General features: G+C 75.8%; 23 protein-coding genes and 1 riboswitch. Of the genes, 13 read left to right on the top strand and 10 right to left on the bottom strand.

Going from position 1 to position 20,005, the window contains the following annotated elements; genetic code table 11:
* Positions 1 to 23 precede the first annotated feature (23 nt).
* The gene (locus WCD41_RS08900; protein ID WP_337713042.1) at positions 24 to 371 is read right to left on the bottom strand and encodes a hypothetical protein; all 348 of its coding nucleotides are present in this window, start codon (positions 369 to 371) and stop codon (positions 24 to 26) included.
* A 286-nt stretch (positions 372 to 657) separates the two neighbouring features.
* Between WCD41_RS08900 and WCD41_RS08895 the strand changes: the two genes are divergently transcribed.
* Positions 658 to 903: a hypothetical protein gene (locus tag WCD41_RS08895; protein WP_337713041.1), complete on the top strand. Its 246-nt coding sequence runs from the start codon at positions 658 to 660 to the stop codon at positions 901 to 903.
* A gap of 83 nt (positions 904 to 986) precedes the next feature.
* Here WCD41_RS08895 and WCD41_RS08890 read toward each other — a convergent pair whose 3' ends face one another.
* Both WCD41_RS08890 and WCD41_RS08885 read right to left on the bottom strand, forming a co-directional pair.
* Positions 987 to 1,160, bottom strand: coding sequence for a CsbD family protein (locus WCD41_RS08890; RefSeq protein ID WP_337713040.1), 174 nt, complete (start codon positions 1,158 to 1,160; stop codon positions 987 to 989).
* 30 nt (positions 1,161 to 1,190) lie between these two features.
* A complete protein-coding gene (locus WCD41_RS08885; protein ID WP_337713039.1) occupies positions 1,191 to 2,129 on the bottom strand; it encodes a DUF3048 domain-containing protein in 939 nt (312 codons plus the stop codon).
* Positions 2,130 to 2,187: 58 nt separating this feature from the next.
* Between WCD41_RS08885 and WCD41_RS08880 the strand changes: the two genes are divergently transcribed.
* From WCD41_RS08880 to WCD41_RS08860, 5 genes are all read left to right on the top strand, one after another.
* Positions 2,188 to 2,838: a DUF1707 SHOCT-like domain-containing protein gene (locus WCD41_RS08880; RefSeq protein WP_337713038.1), complete on the top strand. Its 651-nt coding sequence runs from the start codon at positions 2,188 to 2,190 to the stop codon at positions 2,836 to 2,838.
* A gap of 86 nt (positions 2,839 to 2,924) precedes the next feature.
* On the top strand, positions 2,925 to 4,742 hold the full coding sequence (locus WCD41_RS08875) for a serine/threonine-protein kinase (RefSeq protein ID WP_337713037.1): 1,818 nt from the start codon (positions 2,925 to 2,927) through the stop codon (positions 4,740 to 4,742).
* A 122-nt stretch (positions 4,743 to 4,864) separates the two neighbouring features.
* Positions 4,865 to 5,254 (top strand): hypothetical protein, encoded by a 390-nt coding sequence (locus WCD41_RS08870; protein WP_337713036.1) that lies wholly within the window; start codon positions 4,865 to 4,867, stop codon positions 5,252 to 5,254.
* A 22-nt stretch (positions 5,255 to 5,276) separates the two neighbouring features.
* Positions 5,277 to 6,281 carry an acetamidase/formamidase family protein gene (locus WCD41_RS08865; RefSeq protein WP_337713035.1) on the top strand — a complete coding sequence of 335 codons (1,005 nt, stop codon included), beginning with the start codon at positions 5,277 to 5,279 and terminating at the stop codon, positions 6,279 to 6,281.
* Between the two features lie 16 nt (positions 6,282 to 6,297).
* The gene (locus tag WCD41_RS08860; protein WP_337713034.1) at positions 6,298 to 7,056 is read left to right on the top strand and encodes an SDR family NAD(P)-dependent oxidoreductase; all 759 of its coding nucleotides are present in this window, start codon (positions 6,298 to 6,300) and stop codon (positions 7,054 to 7,056) included.
* Here WCD41_RS08860 and WCD41_RS08855 read toward each other — a convergent pair.
* The gene (locus WCD41_RS08855) at positions 7,053 to 7,388 is read right to left on the bottom strand and encodes a hypothetical protein (RefSeq protein WP_337713033.1); all 336 of its coding nucleotides are present in this window, start codon (positions 7,386 to 7,388) and stop codon (positions 7,053 to 7,055) included. The genes WCD41_RS08860 and WCD41_RS08855 overlap by 4 nt on opposite strands.
* A gap of 499 nt (positions 7,389 to 7,887) precedes the next feature.
* Entirely contained in the window at positions 7,888 to 8,058 is a 171-nt protein-coding gene (locus WCD41_RS08850; protein ID WP_337713032.1) for a hypothetical protein, read from the bottom strand.
* 847 nt (positions 8,059 to 8,905) lie between these two features.
* Here WCD41_RS08850 and WCD41_RS08845 point away from each other — a divergent pair.
* A complete protein-coding gene (locus WCD41_RS08845; RefSeq protein WP_337713031.1) occupies positions 8,906 to 11,533 on the top strand; it encodes a transglycosylase domain-containing protein in 2,628 nt (875 codons plus the stop codon).
* Positions 11,534 to 11,544: 11 nt separating this feature from the next.
* On the opposite strand, the gene WCD41_RS08840 is transcribed toward WCD41_RS08845, so the two are convergent.
* Genes WCD41_RS08840 through mobA form a run of 3 tightly spaced genes read right to left on the bottom strand, consistent with a single transcriptional unit; the run spans position 11,545 to position 13,070 of the window.
* A complete protein-coding gene (locus tag WCD41_RS08840; RefSeq protein ID WP_337713030.1) occupies positions 11,545 to 11,985 on the bottom strand; it encodes a cupin domain-containing protein in 441 nt (146 codons plus the stop codon).
* Positions 11,982 to 12,407, bottom strand: a complete 426-nt coding sequence (locus WCD41_RS08835) for a PPOX class F420-dependent oxidoreductase (RefSeq protein WP_337713029.1) — start codon at positions 12,405 to 12,407, stop codon at positions 11,982 to 11,984. The genes WCD41_RS08840 and WCD41_RS08835 overlap by 4 nt, the downstream gene beginning before the upstream one ends.
* Before the next feature lie 9 nt (positions 12,408 to 12,416).
* Complete coding sequence (gene mobA / locus WCD41_RS08830; protein WP_337713028.1) at positions 12,417 to 13,070, bottom strand: molybdenum cofactor guanylyltransferase; 654 nt, start codon at positions 13,068 to 13,070, stop codon at positions 12,417 to 12,419.
* An 86-nt stretch (positions 13,071 to 13,156) separates the two neighbouring features.
* On the opposite strand from mobA, the gene WCD41_RS08825 reads away from it, so the two are divergent.
* A complete protein-coding gene (locus WCD41_RS08825) occupies positions 13,157 to 13,390 on the top strand; it encodes a hypothetical protein (protein ID WP_337713027.1) in 234 nt (77 codons plus the stop codon).
* Between the two features lie 11 nt (positions 13,391 to 13,401).
* On the opposite strand, the gene WCD41_RS08820 is transcribed toward WCD41_RS08825, so the two are convergent.
* On the bottom strand, positions 13,402 to 14,358 hold the full coding sequence (locus WCD41_RS08820) for an AEC family transporter (protein ID WP_337713026.1): 957 nt from the start codon (positions 14,356 to 14,358) through the stop codon (positions 13,402 to 13,404).
* A gap of 31 nt (positions 14,359 to 14,389) precedes the next feature.
* On the bottom strand, positions 14,390 to 15,178 hold the full coding sequence (locus tag WCD41_RS08815) for a cutinase family protein (protein WP_337713025.1): 789 nt from the start codon (positions 15,176 to 15,178) through the stop codon (positions 14,390 to 14,392).
* A gap of 177 nt (positions 15,179 to 15,355) precedes the next feature.
* Here WCD41_RS08815 and WCD41_RS08810 point away from each other — a divergent pair, with 177 nt between their 5' ends.
* The 5 genes from WCD41_RS08810 (at position 15,356) to WCD41_RS08790 (ending at position 20,002) form a co-directional block, all read left to right on the top strand.
* The gene (locus tag WCD41_RS08810; RefSeq protein ID WP_337713024.1) at positions 15,356 to 17,053 is read left to right on the top strand and encodes a formate--tetrahydrofolate ligase; all 1,698 of its coding nucleotides are present in this window, start codon (positions 15,356 to 15,358) and stop codon (positions 17,051 to 17,053) included.
* 67 nt (positions 17,054 to 17,120) lie between these two features.
* The gene (locus WCD41_RS08805; protein WP_337713023.1) at positions 17,121 to 17,672 is read left to right on the top strand and encodes a cyclodeaminase/cyclohydrolase family protein; all 552 of its coding nucleotides are present in this window, start codon (positions 17,121 to 17,123) and stop codon (positions 17,670 to 17,672) included.
* Positions 17,669 to 18,622 carry an asparaginase gene (locus WCD41_RS08800; protein WP_337713022.1) on the top strand — a complete coding sequence of 318 codons (954 nt, stop codon included), beginning with the start codon at positions 17,669 to 17,671 and terminating at the stop codon, positions 18,620 to 18,622. Before WCD41_RS08805 ends, WCD41_RS08800 begins: the two co-directional genes overlap by 4 nt.
* Positions 18,623 to 18,633: 11 nt before the next feature.
* Positions 18,634 to 19,260 (top strand): helix-turn-helix transcriptional regulator, encoded by a 627-nt coding sequence (locus tag WCD41_RS08795; RefSeq protein ID WP_337713021.1) that lies wholly within the window; start codon positions 18,634 to 18,636, stop codon positions 19,258 to 19,260.
* A gap of 187 nt (positions 19,261 to 19,447) precedes the next feature.
* Positions 19,448 to 19,571: riboswitch (cobalamin riboswitch) on the top strand.
* A 65-nt stretch (positions 19,572 to 19,636) separates the two neighbouring features.
* A complete protein-coding gene (locus WCD41_RS08790) occupies positions 19,637 to 20,002 on the top strand; it encodes a hypothetical protein (protein ID WP_337713020.1) in 366 nt (121 codons plus the stop codon).
* Positions 20,003 to 20,005 lie beyond the last annotated feature (3 nt).

The raw sequence follows: 20,005 nt of genomic DNA, 5'->3' as shown, positions 1-20,005 counted from the left end.
ACGCCGCTGACACCGGGACGGCGTCACCCCGCCCGGCGGATGGGGATGACCTGGGCGCGGTGGAGGCGCGCGGCGGCGTTCTCGGCGAGCAGGGTGTTGCGGCGCCGGACGATCGCGGTGGCGAGCTCGCGGGTGGCGTCGACGATGGCCTCGGGGTCGTCGTCGACCGGGAGGCGGGAGGTGCAGCGGTCGACGATCTCGCCGATGGTGACGACCGCGCGGGCGAGCTCGTCGAGGGCGTCGCTGGACCAGTCGAAGCGGTCCGGACCGGCGGGCTGGGCCTGGCTGTGGGCCAGCATCTCCGCGAGCGTCTCCGACGCCTGTCGCGCCAGTCTCGCCGCCGCCTCGTCCTTGTACACGTCCGCTCTCACCGCCTGTCGGAGACCCCGAGGGGAGTGTCCGCCGGGAGGCCGCTCCAATCCAAGCCGTCCCGGCGATCCGCGTGACTTCCGGCTCGCCCGGCAGGAGGTTAGGGAGGACCCGGCCGGCGGGGGGACACCGACCGGGTCCGGTGCCGGTCACGGGGGGCATGACCGGCGACGATCATCCTTGCATGTGCACATGAGGCTGCAAAGAGCCGGGCCCGGACGATCCGGCGGGCGCGTCGGGGCGTGGGACCATGGCACGATCCGTCGACGCGACGAGGGGGAGTGCCACGTGCGGATCCGGCTCCACGACGGCCCGTGCCGGGGCGATCACGACCTGACCCTGGCGGAGGGCGCCAGCCTGCCCGAGGAGTACCTGGTGCTGGTGGAGTCCGGGCCGCGCCAGAAGGTCAGCGACATGACCGGCGGGTCGATCCCGGGCATCAACGTCTTCGCGGTGCACCGGCTCGACCGCCGGGACGCCGACGGCACGCCCGTCTACGCCTTCGCCGGGCGCCGGGAGTCCCGCGGCTACTGAGATGCATACACGCGGGGGAGCAGACGCACAGCGACCCCGAGGACGTCGGGGTCCCCGGGGTCGCTTCGGTGCGGTGACGCGCGTCAGGACTTGAAAGCGTCCTTGATCTTCTCGCCGGCCTGCTTGATGTCGCCCTTGGTCTGGTCCGCCTTGCCCTCGTGGCGGAGCTCCTCGTCGCCCTGGACGGTGCCGGCGGTCTCCTTGACCTTGCCCTTGAGCTTGTCGGCCTTGTTGTCGATCTTGTCGTCAGCAGCCATGCCGAGGGCCTACCCGATCGGAGGGGCTCCTCAACCCTCCGGGACGAGCAGCACCCACACCGGCCCGGGAGCGAACGCGACCGGGAGGCGGTCGGGGCCGAGCACGACGGTCGGGTCGGTCGGCGCCGGGCGCGACCAGCGGGCGGGGTAGGCGCGCCCGTCGCGCAGGACCTCGGCCGCGCCCTCGCCGGTGGTCACCGCGTAGGGCGAGACGGCGCCGGCCGCGTCGCGGATCGCCGACGGTCGCGTCGTCACGCGCTGGACGAGCACGGTGGACGCGCCGATCGGCTCACCGCCGGTCGCGGGCACCGCGGGATCGCCCCCACCGGGCTCGACGAGCCAGCGTCCGCGCACGGCGTCCCAGCTCAGCCCGAGCTCGGCCGAGCCGAACACGACGTCGCGGTGTCGCACGACCTCGCCGCCCGACGGGGTCGCGCCGAACCGGAACCCGATGTCGCGCGGCGGGGAGGCGCCGCCGGCCGCGGCGAGCAGGGCGGAGGGGTCCGCGTAGAGGTTGACCGGCGCACGCCGGCCGGCCTCGCGGCGGAAGGCGCCCTCGGCGGTCCCGGGGGTCACCGGCACGAGGGAGGCGCCGGCGAGGGTGCCGGCGAGCTCCGGGGCCGAGCCGGAGAACGCGAGGGCCGGGCGTCCGTAGGCGGCGAGCACGGTCACGTCGGACTCGCGCGCACTGCGCACGGGCCCGACCGCGGGCGGCAGGCGCGAGGAGAACACGGCGAGCAGCTGCGTCGTGCCGCCCTCGACGGGTTCGACGTAGACGACGTCGGCGTCCTCGACACCGGTCCACGGCCGGCCCGCTGGAGAGTTGTCGACCTTGACCGCCAGCACCGGGGCGCCGGCGGGCGCCGGGAGCCCCGTCAGCGGCGAGGTGCGGCCGCCGGAGCCGGCGCAGCTGCTGACGACGCCCGCGGCGACGACCAGGGTGAGCACGACGCGCAGCCCTCGCCGCACCCGCCACCACCTCGCTTCCCGACCGACGCCCTGCAGAGCGCGCCCTATCATCACGGAGGTGACGTCCGCGAGCCCGGAGCCGGGGGATCCGGCGGCCCTGCGTGTCTCCGACGTGGAGCGCGAGCAGGTGCAGCAGTTCCTATCGCGCGCCATGGTGGCCGGGCAGATCACCCCCGCGGAGTACAGCGACCGCGCCGCGGCCGCGCTCGCGGCGCGCGTGCGCCGCGACCTCGAGGGCCTGCTCGACGACCTGCCGGGTGCGGAGCTGCACGCCTCCCGCTCGGTCGACGTCCTCGACCTGCAGGCCGGCGTGGGCGGTGCGATCACCCGGCGGGGCTACTGGCGCGTGCCGCCGCTCGTCCGCGTCCACAGCTGGGTCGGCGGGGTGACGCTCGACTTCAGCGGCGCGGAGTTCACGACGCCCGTCGTCGCCGTGGAGCTCGCGACGGGGATGTGCTCGCCCCTGCTCGTGCTCCCCGAGCACGCGACCGCGGACGTCGACGACCTGCGGATCTCCGCGGGGAAGGTGCGTGACGACATCCGGGCCCGGCGAGAGCGCGGCGTCCCGCACCTGGTGGTGCGGGGGCGGCACAGCCTCGGGGACGTGGTGCTGCGTCACCCCCGCAAGCCACGGTGGCGCCCGGGGCGCAGGAGAACCACCGTGACGCGTGAGGGTGACGGCGCGCCGGGACGAGGCAACCGGGACTGATCGCCGACCCCGGTACGGTCGCGCTAGGCGCCGGTGTCGGGATCCGGTCGGTCGTACCAACGACGACAGCGGGAGGTGGCGGACAGGTGGGGCTGGCGGAGCTGGGCCCGGGGCTGCCCGTCCTCGTGGTGGTGGTCGCGGGCGTGCTGACGGCCCTCGCGATGGCGCCCCTGCACCGGCGTGCCGCGGGCCGGCGGCGCACCGCGATGCTCGTCGACCGCGTCGTCACCGACCGCGTGGCGCGCCTGACCGGCGCCGAGCGCCGTCGCGCGCGCCGCCACCTGCACCGCGCCGCCGACCTGCCCGGGCCCCGCGCGCTCGGTCTCACCCTGCTGACGGCGGCCGTCACGACCGCGGTGGGCGCGCTCGCCGTCGCGCTCGTCGCGGACCAGCTCGCCCAGGGCCGCCGCGCCGCGATCCGCGGCCTGATCGCGCGGCTCGACGACGTCGGCCTGGCCGCGCCGACGGCCTCCGGCCCGACGATCACCATCGGCGGCATCGTCGTGCTCGCCGCGCTGTCGCTCCTGGTGGCCGGGCTCTACGTCGGCGGCCTCGACCTCGAGCGGCGCCGCGCGATGCCCGTGACGCGCCCCTGGCCGACGAGCCGGGGCAAGGCGACGCTGGCGCTCGGCGTGCTGCTGGCGCTCGCGCTCGTCCTCGCCGGCGGGTCGCTGGCCGTCCCGGGCGTCGGGCTCGGCGCGGCACTGTTCCTGCTCGCCCACCAGGTGGTCACCCGCGTGCAGCGGCCGCGCGCGTGCCGCGAGGCGCCGGTGGTGCCCGAGGCGCTGCGGGCGGCCCGCCTGCCCGCGGTCAAGGAGCGCCGCCTGCTGCGCGCCCGCCGCAAGGGGACCGACACGCCCGACCAGCCGGCGCTCCCGGCCGCGGCCCCCGCACCGCCGGCCGCCCCGGTCGCCGCGGCGCCGCCGCCCCGACGGGGGCTCTCGATGCCGTCGCGCTCCGCCCCGCCCGCGCCCCCGTCCGTCGGCTCCTCGACCCGCCTGACCGACATGGCGGCCCCCGAGCAGCCCCTGACGCCCCACGACCCGCGCTCGGTCGGCGACTACACGCTCACCGGCCGGCTCGGCTCGGGCGGCATGGGCACCGTCTACCTGGGGCACCGGGCCGGCACCCACGGCGTGGTCGCCATCAAGGTGCTCGCCCCGCACCTGCTCGACGACGTCGACGCCCGCACCCGCTTCCTGCGCGAGGGCCAGACGCTGCAGAAGGTCACCGGCGACTACACGGCGCGCGTCTACAGCGTCGGGTTCGACGGCTCGATGCCCTACATCGTCATGGAGCGCCTCGACGGGCCGTCGCTGCACGCCTTCGTCGCCGCCTCGGGCGCGGTGACCGACGGCGAGATGCTCACGCGCACCGCGATCGCGCTGGCCCGGGCCCTCGCCGCCCTGCACGCCGACGGCATCACGCACCGCGATCTCAAGCCCGGCAACGTGCTGCTGACCTCGGCCGGGCCGAAGGTCGTCGACTTCGGCATCGCCCGCGTCGTCGGCCAGACCCACCACACGCCGGCCGGCAACATGGTGGGCACGCCCGGTTACATGGCACCCGAGCAGGTCACCGGCAACGGGGCCGGCCCGGCCACCGACGTCTGGGCGTGGGCGTGCTGCGTGGTCTTCGCCGCCCGCGGCGACCACCTCTTCGACGGGGACAACATCCTCGACATCGCCCGCCGGATCCTCGACGGGCCGGGTCCGGAGGCGTTCGCCGCGGTGCACCGCCTCTCGCCCCGCCTCGTGCCGGTGCTGCGGCGGGCGACGGCCCAGGAGGTCGGCGACCGTCCGCGCGACGGCGCCGCCCTGCTGCGCCTCCTCGACCGCAGCGGCGCCACCTCCGCGGTCGGTTCCGCCGGGTGGGACCGCCTCGTCGGCGGGGGTGTCCGATGATCGAGCGCGGCGCCCGTGGAGGGCCCGCGCGCGCTGCTACGGTGCGATCGCTCCGCCCGCCGCGTCGTGCGGGCCGACCCGGGAACGGGACGTCGAGCCAGGGTGAGGGCGGTGAGTGGTCGGTGGCGTCGTGGGACGACCTCGTGCTGTGGATCCGGGTGCGCTACGAGGTGATGGCGCAGGACCAGCAGAGCCTCACGTTCCGGCTCCCCACGTCGGAGGACCGCACGCAGCTGGTCTACGTGCACCACCGGGGCGAGGTCGACGGCCACGACTGGCTGCAGATCGAGTCCCCGATCGGCCGCCTCGACGAGATCGACACCCGCCGCCTGCTCGAGCTCGCCGAGGACGCCGTGGTCGGTGGCGCGGTGGCCGTGGGCGGCGTCGCGGTGTTCCGGCACGCCACGCCGATCGAGGACCTCTCGTTCGCCGAGTTCGACGCGCCGTTCCGGCTGGTCACCCGCATCGCCGACCAGCTCGAGCACGCCCTCACGGGCACCGACCGCTACTAGGGTCGCCGACCGGGAGGGCCAGATGGACGTCGTCGAGTTCCGTCCCGAACCGTCGCAGTACGCCTACACGTTCGGCGGCGTCGCCCCGATCCGCGAGGTCGCGCCCGGCACCGTGCTGCGCCTGTGGTGCGACGACGCCTTCGGGGGCACGATCCGCTCGACGTCCGACCTCGCGAGCGCGAACCTGCGGATGGGGTTCCTCAACCCGCAGACCGGCCCGTTCGCGGTCACGGGCGCCGAGCCCGGCGACACGCTCGTGCTGCACCTCGTCGACCTCACCCCGGCCCGCGACTGGGGCGCCTCCACGCTCGTCCCGTTCTTCGGCGGGCTCACCGGCACCGACCGCACGGCGCTGCTCCAGGAGCCGCTCGAGGAGCGCACCTGGATCTACGAGCTCGACCGCGCCCGGCGCACCGTCACGTTCACCGCGGGCCGGTCCGACTTCTCGGTCGACCTGCCGCTCGCGCCGATGCTCGGCACGGTCGGGGTCGCGCCCGCGCTGGGGGAGGTCCGCTCCTCACTGACGCCGGACGCCTTCGGCGGCAACATGGACACGCCCGAGATGCGCGCCGGCGCCACCTGCTACCTCCCGGTCAACACCCCCGGCGCGATCTTCTCGGTGGGCGACGGGCACTACCGCCAGGGCGAGGGCGAGTCGTGCGGCACCGCCGTCGAGGGCGCCATGGACGTCACGCTGATCGTCGACCTGGTCAAGGCGTCGGCGGCGCCGGCGCCGCTGTGGCCGCGGCTGGAGAACGACGACGAGATCGTCGTGGTCGGCTCCTCGCGGCCCCTCGAGGACGCGTGGCGGATCAGCCAGGTCGAGATGATCACGTGGCTGTCGGGGCTGCTCGGCCTGGACCGCCTCGACGCCTACCAGCTGCTCACCCAGGTGTCGCTGACGCCGCTGGCCAACGTCGTCGACACCAACTACAGCGCGGTGACGAAGGTGTCCAAGGCGCTCGTGCCCGGCCTGCGGCCCCTCGACGGGCTGCACGCGGACCTGCGCGAGCGCGCACGTCCCTGATCTGAGGGAGCTCGCCATGGACCTCCAGCTCGCCGGGCGCACCGCGCTCGTCACCGGCGGCAGCCGCGGCATCGGGCGCGCGATCGTCGAGGGCCTCGCGGCCGAGGGCGCGACGGTCGCCTTCTGCGCGCGCTCGGCCGACGGCGTCCGCACCGCCGAGGAGGAGCTGCGCGCCGCCGGTCACGACGTCCACGGCACGCCCGTCGACATCGCCGACGGCGACGCCCTCGCGACCTGGGTGCGGGCGAGCGCGTCGGCGCACGGCGGCGTCGACGCGGTGGTCGCCAACGTCTCGGCGCTGGCGATCCCGTCGAACGAGGAGAGCTGGGCGGCCAGCTTCACCACCGACATGCTCGGCACCGTGCGCCTCGTCGAGGCGGCGCTGCCGTCGCTCGAGGCCAGTGACGCCGGGTCGATCGTGACTATCTCGAGCGTGTCCGGCCGCGAGATCGACTTCGCGGCGGGGCCGTACGGGACGTTCAAGGGCGCGATCGTCCATTACACGCAGGGCCTGGCGCACCAGCTCGCCGGCCGGGTGCGCGCCAACACCGTCTCGCCCGGCAACGTCTACTTCGCGGGCGGGGTGTGGGAGTCGATCGAGGAGAACAACCCCGACCTCTACGCCCAGGCCCTCGGTCTCAACCCCACCGGGCGCATGGCCCGGCCGGAGGAGGTCGCCCGCGCCGTGGTCTTCCTGGCGAGCCCGGCCGCGACGTTCATCAGCGGGACGAACCTGCTGGTCGACGGGGCGCTGACGCGCGGGGTGCAGCTCTAGCGGGACGCCGGGGCCGCCGCGAGGAGGGCGACGAACGACCGCACCCCGTCGACGGTGACGTGCACGAGCCGCGCGAACGCGCGGGCGCAGGATCGCAGCAGGCCGGGCGTCTCCGTCTCCCGCACGACCAGCGCGGCGGAGCGCCGCGGCACCGGGACGAGCGCGGTCGACGGCACCGGGGTCACGACGTGGTCGGGCAGACGCTCGACGGCGGGCGCGACCCGCGGGAACGGGACGGTGGGGCTCCACGGGTCCCCGCCCCCGGCCGCGCGGATGTCCGTCCGGTCGCCGTGGCGGGGCGCGGGAACCCACGGGTCCTGATGGGGGTCCATGCCTCGTGTGTCCTCTCGCCGGGGGCCTGCGTTCGGGCAGGTCGCTCCGGTCATCGGTCGGGGCGGCGCGTTCGTTAGCGCTCGGTGATGGTTCTGGCCACTGAGCGCATCGGCGCGGGTTCAGCGGACGGTCGTCACGACGGAGTGACAGCGAACCACCACTCACCGCAGTGTGCGGCCCGGTCGTGGACAGTGCCCCCTCCGGAGCGCGACCCGGGCGTCTTTGGCGCGTTGCCTTCGTGCGGGTCCGGAACAGCGAGGTCGGACCTGGCGATCACGTCGACGGACCGGCGCGGTCGTGGACACGGACGGTGACTGCGAGCGACACGGGAGGTGGTTGCCCGGTGGCGGGCACGCATGCTCGCTCGTCGGGTCGGCGCCGCGCCGCCGACGTCGACCCCGACGACGAACGCGACCTGGGCACGGCCGCCCCGGCCGGACGAGGCGCACACGCCGGCGACGACCGCGGGCGCTCCGACCGGCAGCACCTCGACAGCGACTACGGCGACGTCAGCGCGCGCATCGCCGCGACGCCGGCGCCGGTCTCGCCGCCGATCGGCTTCCCGTCCGCGTTCTCCACCGGGTCCTTCCGGCCCGCGACCGGCACGAACGGCGGAGGCTCGGCGAGCTCGGCGGGTGCCGCGACGGGCACCGCTTCGGGTGCTGCCACGGGTGCCGCCACGAGTACTGCCACGGGCACCGCCACCGCCGCCCGGCCGCAGACCCGCCGCAACGACCGCCCGGACCTGGCGCGCGAGGATCGCGGCCTGTCCGCCGGTTCCGCGCCGGCGGCCCCGGGTCGCCCCACGCCGCCGCCGGCTCGGCCGTCCGGCGCACCGGCCGGTGCGGCTCCCCCGGGCGCCCCGCGCGGCTCGGCGCCCGCCGCGCCGCCGGCCGGTCCCGCCGCACCGCCGGCCGGTCCGGCCGGACCCGCCGCGCCGCCGCGTCCGCCGGCTCCCGGCGCCCAGCCTCCCGCCGGCGCCCAGCCTCCCGTCGGCCCCGGCCGTCCGGCCGGACCGCGCGCGCTGTCCGGCCCCGCCGTGCGCCCCACGCCGCCGCCGGCCGGCCCCGCCGGCCCTGCCGGCCGTCCGACCCCGCCGCCCGGCGCCGCCGGTCGCCCCGCCCCGCCGCCGGTGGGTCCGGGCGGTCCCGGTGGACCCGGTGGCCCTGCCGGCCCCGGCCCGCGCGGGGGAGCGCCGGCCGGCCCCGCGCCGGTCCCGCCGCGAGGAGCGCCTGCCGGTCCGCCGCGCGGAGGAGCGCCCGCGGCCCCCGGCGCCCCGGCCCGTCCGCCGGCAGGCCCCGGCGGCCGCCCCGCGGCGACGCCGGCCCCGGCACCGACCGCTGCACCGACCGCTGCACCGACCGCTGCACCGACCGCCACGTCGACCACCTCCGCCACCGCTCTGGCCGCCGCACCCCCGGCCACGCGCCGCACACCGGGGGCCGACGAGGCGGACGGACCCGACGGCGCGGCGGAGAGCCCCGCCGTCCGTCGGCGGCCCACCGGCACCGCCGCGATGCCCGTCATCGACGCGCCGTCACCGCGGGGGCACACCTCCGGGCCGCTGCCGAAGCGACGCGACGACGCCGGGGACGACGCCGACGACCTCGACGACCTCGACGACGACCGCCCGCGGGAGACCGACGAGGACGCGGACGACGACGCGCCCGTCGCCACGCGCGCCACCCGGACCGGTGCGGCCCACACGACCCGTCGCGGCACCGCCAGATCCACCGCCAGGTCCACCGCCACCTCCACCGCCGGCCGCACCACGACCCGGTCCCGCAGCGCCGACGCCCGTCGGCGGACCACGTCGACCCGCACGACCGCCCACCGCTCGCCGGGGCGCACCCGGGAGACCGCCGACACCTCCCGCGTGTCGCGCGGGCGCATCGCCACCGCGATCGCGGCCGTCCTGAGCGTGGTGGCCGCGAAGATCGTCGGGCTGCCGTACGGCGAGCAGGTCGTGGCGTTCGGCCGCCGGGTCCGCTCGCGCGTCGTGCTCTACCTCGACGGGCCCCACCCCGAGGAGCTCGCGCCCGCCACGTTGCGCTGGCGCCGTCTGCGCCGCACCGCCTACGCCGGGGTGGCCGCGATGGTCGCCGCGCCGGTGCTGGCGATGGTGGTCGGTTTCCTCTTCATCCCCGTGCCGAACGCCGACGACGCCGTGGAGAGCCAGCTCAACACGGTGTCGTTCTCCGACGGCACGGTGCTCGCGCGCATCGCGCCGGGCGAGCAGGGCAACCGGCAGAAGGTCGGCCTCGAGCAGGTGCCGCCGCCGGTGCGCTTCGCGGTGCTCTCGGCGGAGGACCGCTCCTTCTACTCCAACAGCGGCTTCGACGTCGTCGGCTTCGGCCGCGCCGTGTGGAAGAACCTGACCGGCGGCAGCGGCGGCGGTTCGACGATCACGCAGCAGTACGTCAAGAACGCGATGGTGGGCGACGAGTACTCGCTGATGCGCAAGTACAAGGAGCTCATCATCTCCTTGAAGATCTCGCAGGAGCGCTCGAAGGACGAGATCCTCGCCGACTACCTGAACAGCATCTACTTCGGCCGCGGCGCCTACGGCATCCAGGCCGCGTCGCAGGCGTACTTCAACCGTCCCGTCGAGACGCTGACCCCCGCCGAGGGCGCGCTGCTCGCCGGCGTCATCCAGGCCCCGTCGAAGTGGGACCCGGCGCAGAACCCGGACGACGCGGCGCGCCGCTGGAACTACGTCATGGACGGGATGGTCGCCCAGGGCTGGCTGCCGGCCCCGGAGCGCGCGTCGGCCCAGTTCCCGGCGACGGTGCCGCCGCGCCGGGTGACCGGCGGCGTGCCCGACGACGACCGCGGCCACATCTACAGCGCCGTGCGCGACGAGCTGCGCACCCTCGGGATCGACCAGGACGCGCTGGTCACCCAGGGCCTGCAGATCCAGACGACGATCCAGCCGCAGGCGCAGCGCGAGGCCGTCGACGCGATCAACCGCCAGATGCGGGGCCAGCCGGAGAACCTGCGCACGTCGGCCGTGTCGGTCGACCCGCGGACCGGCGGCATCCTCGCCTACTACGGCGGCGCCAACGGGTCGGGCCTCGACTACGCCCGCGTCGAGAAGCAGGCCGGCTCGACGTTCAAGCCGTTCGTCCTGCTGGCGGCCCTGCAGCAGGACCCGCCGATCGGGATCTCGACCGAGTTCGACGGACGCGCGGTCCCCGGTCAGACCGTCCGCAACGTGGACGGCGCGGACTGCAGCAACTGCAGCCTCAAGCGGGCCATGACGCTGTCGAACAACGTCGTGTTCACCGCGCTCGGCAACCGGGTCGGCCCGCAGGCCGTCGCCGCCGCGGCACGGCAGGCCGGCATCTCGCAGCCGATGAACGACCCGAACAGCGGCATCGCGCTCGGCAACCAGGAGACCACCGCGGTGGACCTGGCCTCGGCGTACGCCACGTTCTCCAACGAGGGCATGTACCACCGCCCGCACCTGGTGCAGCGCGTGACCACCGCGAGCGGCGAGGTCCTCTTCGACGAGGCGACCGCGCAGGGCGAGCAGCGCATCGACCCGCGCGTGGCCCGCAACGTCACCGAGGCCATGCGCGACGTGCCGGAGTACGACGGGGTCTCGCTGCAGGGCGGACGGCAGTCGGCCGCGAAGACCGGCACCGTCCAGTCGCACGTCGAGAGCCAGAACAACGACGCCTGGTTCGCCGGCTACACGCCGGGGGCCTCGACGGTCGTGTGGGTCGGCACCGACGACAACTCGCCGATCAGGACCGCCGACGGGCGCCCGGTCTACGGGCACGGGCTGCCCAGCCAGATCTGGAAGTCGTTCATGGACGACGCCCTGGAGGACACCCCGAAGCAGACGTTCGGGGCGTTCACGCCGGTCGCGGGCACCGATCCCGGCGACACCGCCAACCAGGCGGACTCGTCGTCCTCGGCGCCCTCCAGCACGTCCGCGCCGCGCTCCTCGGCGGCCCCGACGACGACGGCTCCGCCAGCGGACGCCCCCGCCCCGGAGGGCGAGGAGGCTCCGCCGGGCGGCGCCGCCGAGCAGCCCGCCGATCCCGGCGCCGCGGCCGGGGCCCCGGACGGCGCCGAGGGCGGCGCCGCGGGTGCCGGCGGCGACGGCGCGGCCGAGGGCGAGCCCCCGGAGAACTAGCGCGGCACCAGCTACCCGGCGGCGAGGGTGAAATCGGCGTCGTCGAAGCCCGGGCTGACGACGCAGGTCACCAGCACCTCGTCGGCGGCGCCGGGCGCGGGGGCGGCGCGCTGCCACACGCCGCCGGGCACGAGGGCCTGGGCGGCGTGGCCGTCCTCGATCCGGTCGCCCAGGACGATCTCCCGCGCGTCGGCACCCGGGTGCTCGCCGGAGCCGCCGAGCCACAACGACAGCGCCGGGCCCCGGTGCCAGCACCACAGCTCGTCGGAGCGGACGCGGTGCCAGCGCGACTCCTCGCCGGGGGCCAGCACGTAGTGGATCGCGGTCGCGCTCGCCCGCGGCCCGGGGTAGCCGTCGGGTGTCACGGTGGGTCCCGCGGTCCACGTGCGGCGGAACCAGCCGCCCTCGGGGTGGGGCGCGAGGTCGAGCGCCCGGGCCAGCGGCGGTGTCACGCGGTCATGTCCAGCGTGGCGACGACCTTCGCGGGGTGCAGGCGCACGACGAGCTCGCCCGGCACGCCGTTGCGGGCGCCGAACTCCTCGGCACGGTCGGCCCCCATGTACCGGGCGCCGAGCGCGGTGGCGGTGCGCCGCAGCTCGTCGGGGTCCTCGGAGAGGGTCACCGACCCCTGGACCTGGACGAACGCGAACGGCGGCTCCTCGAGGTCGACGCACAGCACGATCCGCGGGTCGCGGGCGAAGGCGCGTCCCTTCGCGGTGTCCGCGCCGGTGTTGAAGACGATCGTGCCGTCCTCGACGAGGAACCAGATCGGCGCCACCAGCGGACGCCCGTCCTTGGCCGTCCACCCGACCTTGCCGGTGCGGGTGCCGTGGGAGAGGAAGGCGAGGACGTCGGGATCGCTGAGATCGGCCATGGCGCGAGCCTAGGTCCGCCCGCCGGGCTGCTCCCGGCGAGCGCGCTCCCACTCCTCGGGCGTGTTGACGCCGCACGCGCCGAGCAGTCCCGGGTCGCGGGCGGCGAGGCCGGGGTCGGCGAGCAGCGTCGCGGCGTCGAGCTCGCGGACGCGGCTCGCGGCGATCAGGGCGCCCACGCTGCGTTCGCCGCGGGCGAGGAGGTCCTCCGCGCGACCGGCGAGCTCGGTGGCGTAGGCGGCGAGCAGGTGCTGGCGGTGCCCGTCGAGGATGGGGAGGGCGACCTCGACGGGTGGCACCCGGTGCGCGAGCACGGCGCGCACGAGGTCGGTGTGCAGGTGGGGCAGGTCGACGGCCGCCACGAACGCCGTCGTAGCGCCGCGGACCGCCGACAGGCCCGTCGCGAGGCCCAGGAGGGGTCCGCGGTCGGCGACGGGGTCGGCCACGACCGCGCAGCGCGCCCGCCACGGCCGCCCGGCGGTCTCGGGAGGCAGCTCGCGGGGGGTGTCGGCGGCGCCCACCACCACGAGCGGGCCGTCCACGGCCGCCGCGAGGACGTCGAGGACGTGCGCGAGCAGCGTCGTCCCGTCCCGGCGCAGGACGGCCTTGTCGCGGCCCATCCGCCGTGACCGTCCCCCGGCCAGCACGACACCCGCGGTGGTCATCCGGGTGACCCACCTGACCGGTTGGGTCCACGGCTCCGCGGAGACCCAGAGCGTGACCTGATGACGTGCGACCGGAGGTCAGCACCATGATCCGCAGCGACGAGCAGCGTGGCGTCGTCGAGCCCGAGGACGCCCACCGTGGCTGGGTCGCCCCCACACCCGCCGACGCCGACGAGGCCGCGGCCGACCGCGCGATGGCGGCCGCCGAGCGCGCGGTCGCGTCGGGGACCGCCACCGACGAGCAGCGCGCCGGCGTCGACCGCATGGGCGGCGCCCGCACCCACGAGCAGCGACGCGACGCCTTCCGCGGCGAGGACTGAAGTCACGGCGCTCACGGCAGCACCAGCACGACCAGCGGCAGCGTGACCAGCGAGAGCACCGTGGTGATGACGACCACCGCGGTGCTCTCGCGATACCAGGCCCGGTACTGCGCGGTGAGCACGAAGACCGTCGCGGCGTCCGGCAGCGCCGCCATCATCACGAGCACCGCACCCCACGGCGCCGGGATGCCGAACAGGACGACCGCCCCCAGCGCGAGCGCGGGCATCACCACCAGCTTGATCGCCACCGCGGCGCCGATCGGCACCCACTGCGCCCGCGACTCCCGCAGCGCGCCCACCGCGCCGCGCAGCAGGATGCCGAGTGCGAAGAGCCCACCCGGGGCGGCGAGGTCGCCGAGCATCCCGACGGTCGTCGCCACCGGCCCCGGCAGGCGCACGCCGAGCAGGGCGACGGCGACACCGGCGGCGATGCCGATCACCACGGGGTTGCCCAGCACGCGACGGGCGAGCAGCGCGGGCAGGGCGATGGCGCCCTCGGTGGCGTCGAGGCCGCGCCCGCGGCCGTCGAGCGTGACCGCGACCAGGAACACCGAGATCGCGAGCGCGGTGTGCAGCGTCGAGGTGAGCGACGCGGCGAACGCCGTCGCGGGACCGAGCACGGCCACCGTCAGCGGGATCCCGAGGTAGCCGACGTTGCCCCAGCCCGCGACGAGACCGACGGCGTGGGCCTCGCGGGACGGGCGCCGGACCACCCGCGCCGCGCCCCAGCCCAGCGCGTACGCGACGACGACCACCGCGGCCGAGGCCAGCAGGGCGGACCCTGGCACGCCCGCGGACAGGTCGGCCCCGGCGACCGAGACGAAGATCAGGGCGGGCAGCGCGATCCAGTAGACGAGGTCGTTGAGGACCGCCGCGGTGCGCTCGCCGAAGCGCTCGAACCGCCCCGCCGCCGCCCCCACCGCGATCACGGCGAAGACGGGCAGGATGCGGCTCAGCAGCTCACCCACGACGTCCCATCGGGCGAGGGTACGAGGGCGCTCAGCCGCTCGCGGCCGTCATCGACGAGATCGTGTCGCGGGCCACCACGGCGTCGACGGCCCGCTCGAGCACCGTGAACAGGGGCAGTCCCCCCGGCTCGGCACGGACGTCCGGGTAGCTGCGGTGGGCCCCGGACGCCCAGCCCTCGCGGAACACGCGGACGTCGAGGTTCTCGGTGGCGCAGATCGGGTCGCCCGGCGCGCACACCTCGTAGACCCGGCCGTCGTAGACCGCGAGCTCCCGCGTCGGGCGGGGGCCGAGCACGCCGCGGCCGGGGGTGGCGACGAGGTTGGGCGCCTGCGGGTCGCGCCGCGGGCTGCCGAGCATGATCGCGCCCGCGATCCGGCCGGCGGGGAGCGCGACCGTCCCGTTCGCCGCGCGGTGGACGACGTCGGACACGACGTCGCCGCCCTGGCTGAACCCGACGAGCAGGATGCTGGTGTCCGGGCAGCGTGCGGCGACCTCACCCGCGTCGCGGGCCAGGCGTTCGGCGCCGCGCCGCTCGCTGGTGAAGTAGAAGGGCCGGTCGACCGTCGCGGGGTACGGGACGTAGCGGACCTCGAGGGCGTCACCCCAGCGGCGGGCGAGGGGGTCGGTGAGCCCCGCGAGGAGCCCGATGGACCGGGCGGGGTCGGCGGCCTCGGAGGTCTCGCCCGTGCCGGGGACGGCGAAGAGGGAGGCCTGCGGGCAGGCACGGGTCGACGCCACGGCCCCCGGCGCGACGGCCAGCCCGGCGCCCAGCAGGAGCACGACGGCGAGCAGCGCGCGCCGCACCGCCCGGACCGTCACCGCCCCATCGTGGCGGATCCAGGGCCCGTGGGGGAGATCCCGGACGGGCGCGAAACGTGACGTCCCGGGCTGACAGATCGGCGCGGCTCTGCCAACGTGCCCCGTCAGGAGTCCCCCGGCGGCGGTGCCGGCACCGGGGTGGTGGCCGAGATCAGCCCGGAGATCAGGAGGACTCGCGTGAGCATCCCGTCGGACCTCGACATCGCGCAGGCGGCGACGCTGAAGCCCATGGACGACGTCGCGCGGCAGATGGACCTGCCGACCGAGTTCCTGGAACGCCACGGCACCGACGTCGCCAAGATCGAGCTCGAGGCCATCGAGGCGATGAAGGACCGCCCGCGGGCCAAGTACGTCGTCGTCACGGCGATCACCCCGACCCCGCTCGGCGAGGGCAAGACGACCACGACGGTGGGGCTGGGCCAGGCGTTCTCGCACATCGGCAAGCGCGGGGTCGTCGCGATCCGCCAGCCGAGCATGGGGCCGACGTTCGGCATCAAGGGCGGCGCGGCCGGCGGCGGCTACTCGCAGGTCGTGCCGATGGAGAAGTTCAACCTCCACCTGACCGGCGACTTCCACGCCGTCACCAGCGCCCACAACATGCTCTCGGCGGTGCTGGACAACCACCTCTACCAGGGCAACGCCGCGGGTCTGGACCCGTACCGCGTCACCTGGCGGCGCGTGCTCGACGTCAACGACCGCGCCCTGCGCAACGTCGTCACCGGGCTCGGCGGGCGCATGGACGGGGTGCCGCGCGAGTCGGGCTTCGACATCACCTCGGCGTCGGAGGTCATGGCCGTCCTCGCGCTGTCCAACGACCTCGGCGAGCTGCGCCAGCGCCTCGGGCGCATCGTCGTCGGCTACACCCCCGACGGCGACGCGGTGACCGCCGAGGACATCCACGCCGCCGGGTCGATGGCCGCGCTCATGCGCGACGCGCTCAAGCCCAACCTCATGCAGACGCTGGAGAACACGCCGGTCCTCGTGCACGCGGGGCCGTTCGGCAACATCGCGACCGGCAACTCGTCGATCGTCGCCGACCGCATCGGCATCCACGGCGGCGACTTCCTCGTCACCGAGGCGGGCTTCGGCGCCGACATGGGCGCCGAGCGCTTCTTCAACATCAAGTGCCGCACCTCGGGGATGACCCCGGACGCGGCGGTCGTCGTCGCCACCGTGCGTGCCCTCAAGGTGCACTCCGGCAACCACAAGATCGTCGCGGGCAAGGACCTGCCGCCGGCGCTGCTCGAGGAGAACCCCGAGGAGGTGCACGCCGGCGCGGCGAACCTCCGCAAGCAGATCGAGAACATGCGCCTGCACGGGGTCTCGCCCGTCGTCTGCATCAACGCGTTCCCGACCGACCACCCCAGCGAGCACCAGGCGATCCGCGAGATCGCCGAGTCGATGGGCGCCCGGGCCGCGGTGTCGACGCACTTCGCCGACGGCGGGCGCGGCGCCGCGGAGCTCGCCGAGGCCGTCGCCGAGGCGGCGGACGAGGAGAGCCACTTCCAGCTCCTCTACCCCGACGACGCGCCGCTGCGCGAGAAGATCGAGACCATCGCGACCAAGGTGTACGGCGCGGACGGCGTCGACTACGCCCCGGCGGCGAACACGTCGATCGACCTCTACGAGCGCAACGGTTTCGGGAACCTGCCGGTGTGCGTGGCCAAGACACACCTGTCGATCTCGTCCGACCCGAAGCTGCTCGGGGCCCCGACCGGCTGGCGGATGCCGGTGCGCGAGGTCCGCGCGTCCGTCGGCGCCGGGTTCATCTACCCGATCTGCGGCGACATGCGGACGATGCCCGGCCTGGGCAAGAACCCGGCCGCCCACCACATCGACGTCAAGCCCGACGGCACGATCGTGGGGCTCTTCTGAGCCGGTCGGAGTATGTGAGCGAAATTCACGGCTATAGCCGTGAATTTCGCTCACGTGGAGGGGCGCGGTGAGCCGGCCGCTGGGGGAGCTGTCGCTCCAGCGCTTCGGGGAGGTGCTCGCGGGCAGGGGCGTGGGCCCGGCGGCGGGGTCGACGGCCGCCGTCACGGTGTCGCTCGCCGCGGGCCTCGCCACCAAGGTCGCGAAGGCCGCGGCGGACCGCGAGGCGGTGGACGAGCTCGACCGCCTGCGAGCGAAGGCCCTGCGCCTCGCCGACGACGACGTCGAGGCCTACGCCGGGTTCCTGGAGGCGCGGAGGAAGCCCGGCGGCGGGCCCGCCGCGGCGGAGGCGATCGTCCAGGTGCCCGCCGACGTCGTCACCGTCGCCGTGCGGGTCGCGGAGCTCGCCGCCCTGCTCGCCGGGACCGGCCCCGACGCGCTCGCCGGCGACGCGGTGACCGCGGCGTTCCTGGCCGCGGCGGCCGCGGAGTCCGCCGCCATGCTGGTCGGCGCGAACATCGCGGACAGTGCCGATGCGGGGGGTGAGCTCGCCGACCCCCGCGTCGAGCACGTCGAGGAGCGCGCCGGTCACGCCCGCACGCTGGCCGAGCGGCTGGTGTGAGCGGGTACGCGACCGTCGAGGTCACCCGCGGCGGGTTCGTCGAGTCGGAGCACCGGGTGTCGCTGGTCGTGCTCGAGCCGGACGGTGAGGTGGGCCTGCGGGCGGGGGAGACGGGCGTGCCGATGCTCGCCCGCTCGGCGCTGAAGCCGGCCCAGGCGGTGGCGTGCCTCGAGCTCGGCGCCGACCTCGACGACCGGGAGCTCGCCCTCGCCACGGGGTCGCACTCCGGGGAGCCGCAGCACCTGGCCGTCGCCGCGGGATTGCTCGCCCGGCTCGGTCTCGACGCCGGCGCGCTGGGCTGCCCGCCCGGCCGCCCGCTCGGCCTCGCCGCCGACCGCGCCTGGGGCACCCGCGAGCCCGACCGCCTCGCCATGAACTGCTCGGGCAAGCACGCCGCGATGCTCGCGGCCTGCCGGGCGCAGGGGTGGCCCGAGGACAGCTACCTCGAGCCCGCCCACCCGCTCCAGCGCCACCTCCGCGCGACCCTCGAGCGGCTCGCCGGCCCGGTCCGGGGCGTCACCGTCGACGGCTGCGGGGCGCCCGCGTTCGCCACCGACCTCGTCGCGCTCGCCCGCCTGGGGCAGCGCCTCGTCGCCGGGGTCGAGGGCACTGCGGAGCACCGCGTCGCCGCCGCGATGCGCGCCCACCCCGAGCTGGTGGCGGGCACCGACCGCCTCGACACGGCAGTCATGGCGCACCTGCCGGGCGCGGTGTCGAAGATCGGCGCCGAGGGCGTCCTGCTGGCCGTGCTGCCCGACGGTGCCGCCCTCGCCCTCACGATCGTCGACGGCGGCGCCCGGGCGGTCGGCCCGGTGCTCCTGGAGATCCTGGACCGTCGCGGGGTCGCTCACCCCGCCGAGCTGCGGGACCTCGTTGCGCCACACGTCCGAGGAGGGGGTCACCCGATCGGCGTTCACCGTGTGCGATTGTGTGTGCACTCATCGGGGTGAGGAGGGCGTGAATGGGAACGTGCCTGGTGTTCGCCGGTGCCACGCCCGCCAGGGAGCGCCTGGTCGGCCATCTCTCGTCGGTGTTCGACGACCTCCCGTGCGTCGACAACGTCCCCGACCTCCTCGTCCGCCTCACCCAGCCGGTCGACGGGACCCGTGACGGGCACCCGCACGACGTCGTCCTCGTGGGCGCCGACGAGGGCAGCGCGTGGATGGAGGCGGTCCGCCAGGTGCGCCGCCACTGCCCCGAGACGCCCGTGCTCGTGGTGGGGGAGGCCCCCGCGGACGCGCTCGAGCCCCTCGGCGACCGCCCGCCGCCCGACCCGGCCGGGATCGCCGAGGACGAGCGCGCCACCTACGCCCTGCGTCTCGGCGCCCGCGGGTTCCTGCGCGCGGGCGAGCTCGCCGACCCGAGCGTGCTGCCCGGCGCCCGCCCCACCACCACCGAGCTCTCCGACCGCGAGATGGACGTGCTCCTCGGCATGACCGAGGGCCTGTCCAACGCCGAGATCGCCGCCGAGCTCGTGCTCGCCGAGGACACGGTGAAGACTCACGCCCGCCGCCTGTTCCGCAAGCTCGGTGCGGGCGACCGCGCCGACGCCGTCGCCCGCGGCTTCCGCCAGGGCCTCCTGCGCTGAACGGCCGAGCCCCTTCCTCCGCGCCGGGTCAGCGGTGGGCCACCCGGCGGCACGGAGCCTGCGGAGCTGCTGCGCCGGGGGCCGGACACCGACACTCAACGTCCGTAACGCCACACGCTCGAACGTCGCGGGCGCGTTGACGGGCGCCCATCGAGCAGGTGGACTGACCGGCGGTCGACGGACGCGGAGGAAGCCGGTGTGATTCCGGCGCGGTCCCGCCACTGTCACCGGGGAGCAGACCCCACGCACGCCACTGCCGGACACACCGGCGGGAAGGCCGGGGCGAGCAGCGATCCGGGAGCCAGGAGACTCCGGCCGTCGCGCAGGCAGGACAGGCAGACATCGGGCGAGGAACCCGAGGAAGGCCGGCGACGACATGCACGCTCCCGCGACCCCGCACGCGCGTCCCCACCCGGTGGTGACCCGCACCCGCGAGTCCCGATGCCCTGACTCCGCAGCGCTCGGTGTCCGCCGGGACGACCGGGTCCTGGTCGACCTCCGCCGGGTGCTCGCCGGCACCGGGCACCTCCCGCTCGACCTGCTGGGCGACGGCCCGGTCCGCGACCACGACGACGCCGCCCGCCGGGTCGACGCCCTCGCGCGCGAGCTCGTCGAGCGCATGCGTGGCGCCGGGTGGGACGAGGGCGCGGCCCCGTCGGCGGTGACGTCGGTGCTCGCCGCGTCCGTCCCCGAGGCCGAGACGGTGCTGCTCCGGGCCGCCCGCGCCCACGCTCGACGGTGACGC

It is taken from the genome of Actinomycetospora aeridis (assembly GCF_037400275.1).
Lineage (GTDB): Bacteria > Actinomycetota > Actinomycetes > Mycobacteriales > Pseudonocardiaceae > Actinomycetospora > Actinomycetospora aeridis.
This window is presented reverse-complemented; position numbering and strand designations above follow the sequence as displayed.

What these genes read in the sequence shown, in the direction of transcription:
- WCD41_RS08890 (WP_337713040.1), bottom strand. Translation starts at nt 1,160, where the DNA reads ATGGCTGCTGACGACAAGATCGACAACAAGGCCGACAAGCTCAAGGGC.
- WCD41_RS08865 (WP_337713035.1), top strand. Translation starts at nt 5,277, where the DNA reads ATGGACGTCGTCGAGTTCCGTCCCGAACCGTCGCAGTACGCCTACACG.
- WCD41_RS08860 (WP_337713034.1), top strand. Translation starts at nt 6,298, where the DNA reads ATGGACCTCCAGCTCGCCGGGCGCACCGCGCTCGTCACCGGCGGCAGC.
- WCD41_RS08855 (WP_337713033.1), bottom strand. Translation starts at nt 7,388, where the DNA reads ATGGACCCCCATCAGGACCCGTGGGTTCCCGCGCCCCGCCACGGCGAC.
- WCD41_RS08845 (WP_337713031.1), top strand. Translation starts at nt 8,906, where the DNA reads ATGCCCGTCATCGACGCGCCGTCACCGCGGGGGCACACCTCCGGGCCG.
- WCD41_RS08835 (WP_337713029.1), bottom strand. Translation starts at nt 12,407, where the DNA reads ATGGCCGATCTCAGCGATCCCGACGTCCTCGCCTTCCTCTCCCACGGC.
- mobA (WP_337713028.1), bottom strand. Translation starts at nt 13,070, where the DNA reads ATGACCACCGCGGGTGTCGTGCTGGCCGGGGGACGGTCACGGCGGATG.
- WCD41_RS08825 (WP_337713027.1), top strand. Translation starts at nt 13,157, where the DNA reads ATGATCCGCAGCGACGAGCAGCGTGGCGTCGTCGAGCCCGAGGACGCC.
- WCD41_RS08795 (WP_337713021.1), top strand. Translation starts at nt 18,634, where the DNA reads ATGGGAACGTGCCTGGTGTTCGCCGGTGCCACGCCCGCCAGGGAGCGC.
- WCD41_RS08790 (WP_337713020.1), top strand. Translation starts at nt 19,637, where the DNA reads ATGCACGCTCCCGCGACCCCGCACGCGCGTCCCCACCCGGTGGTGACC.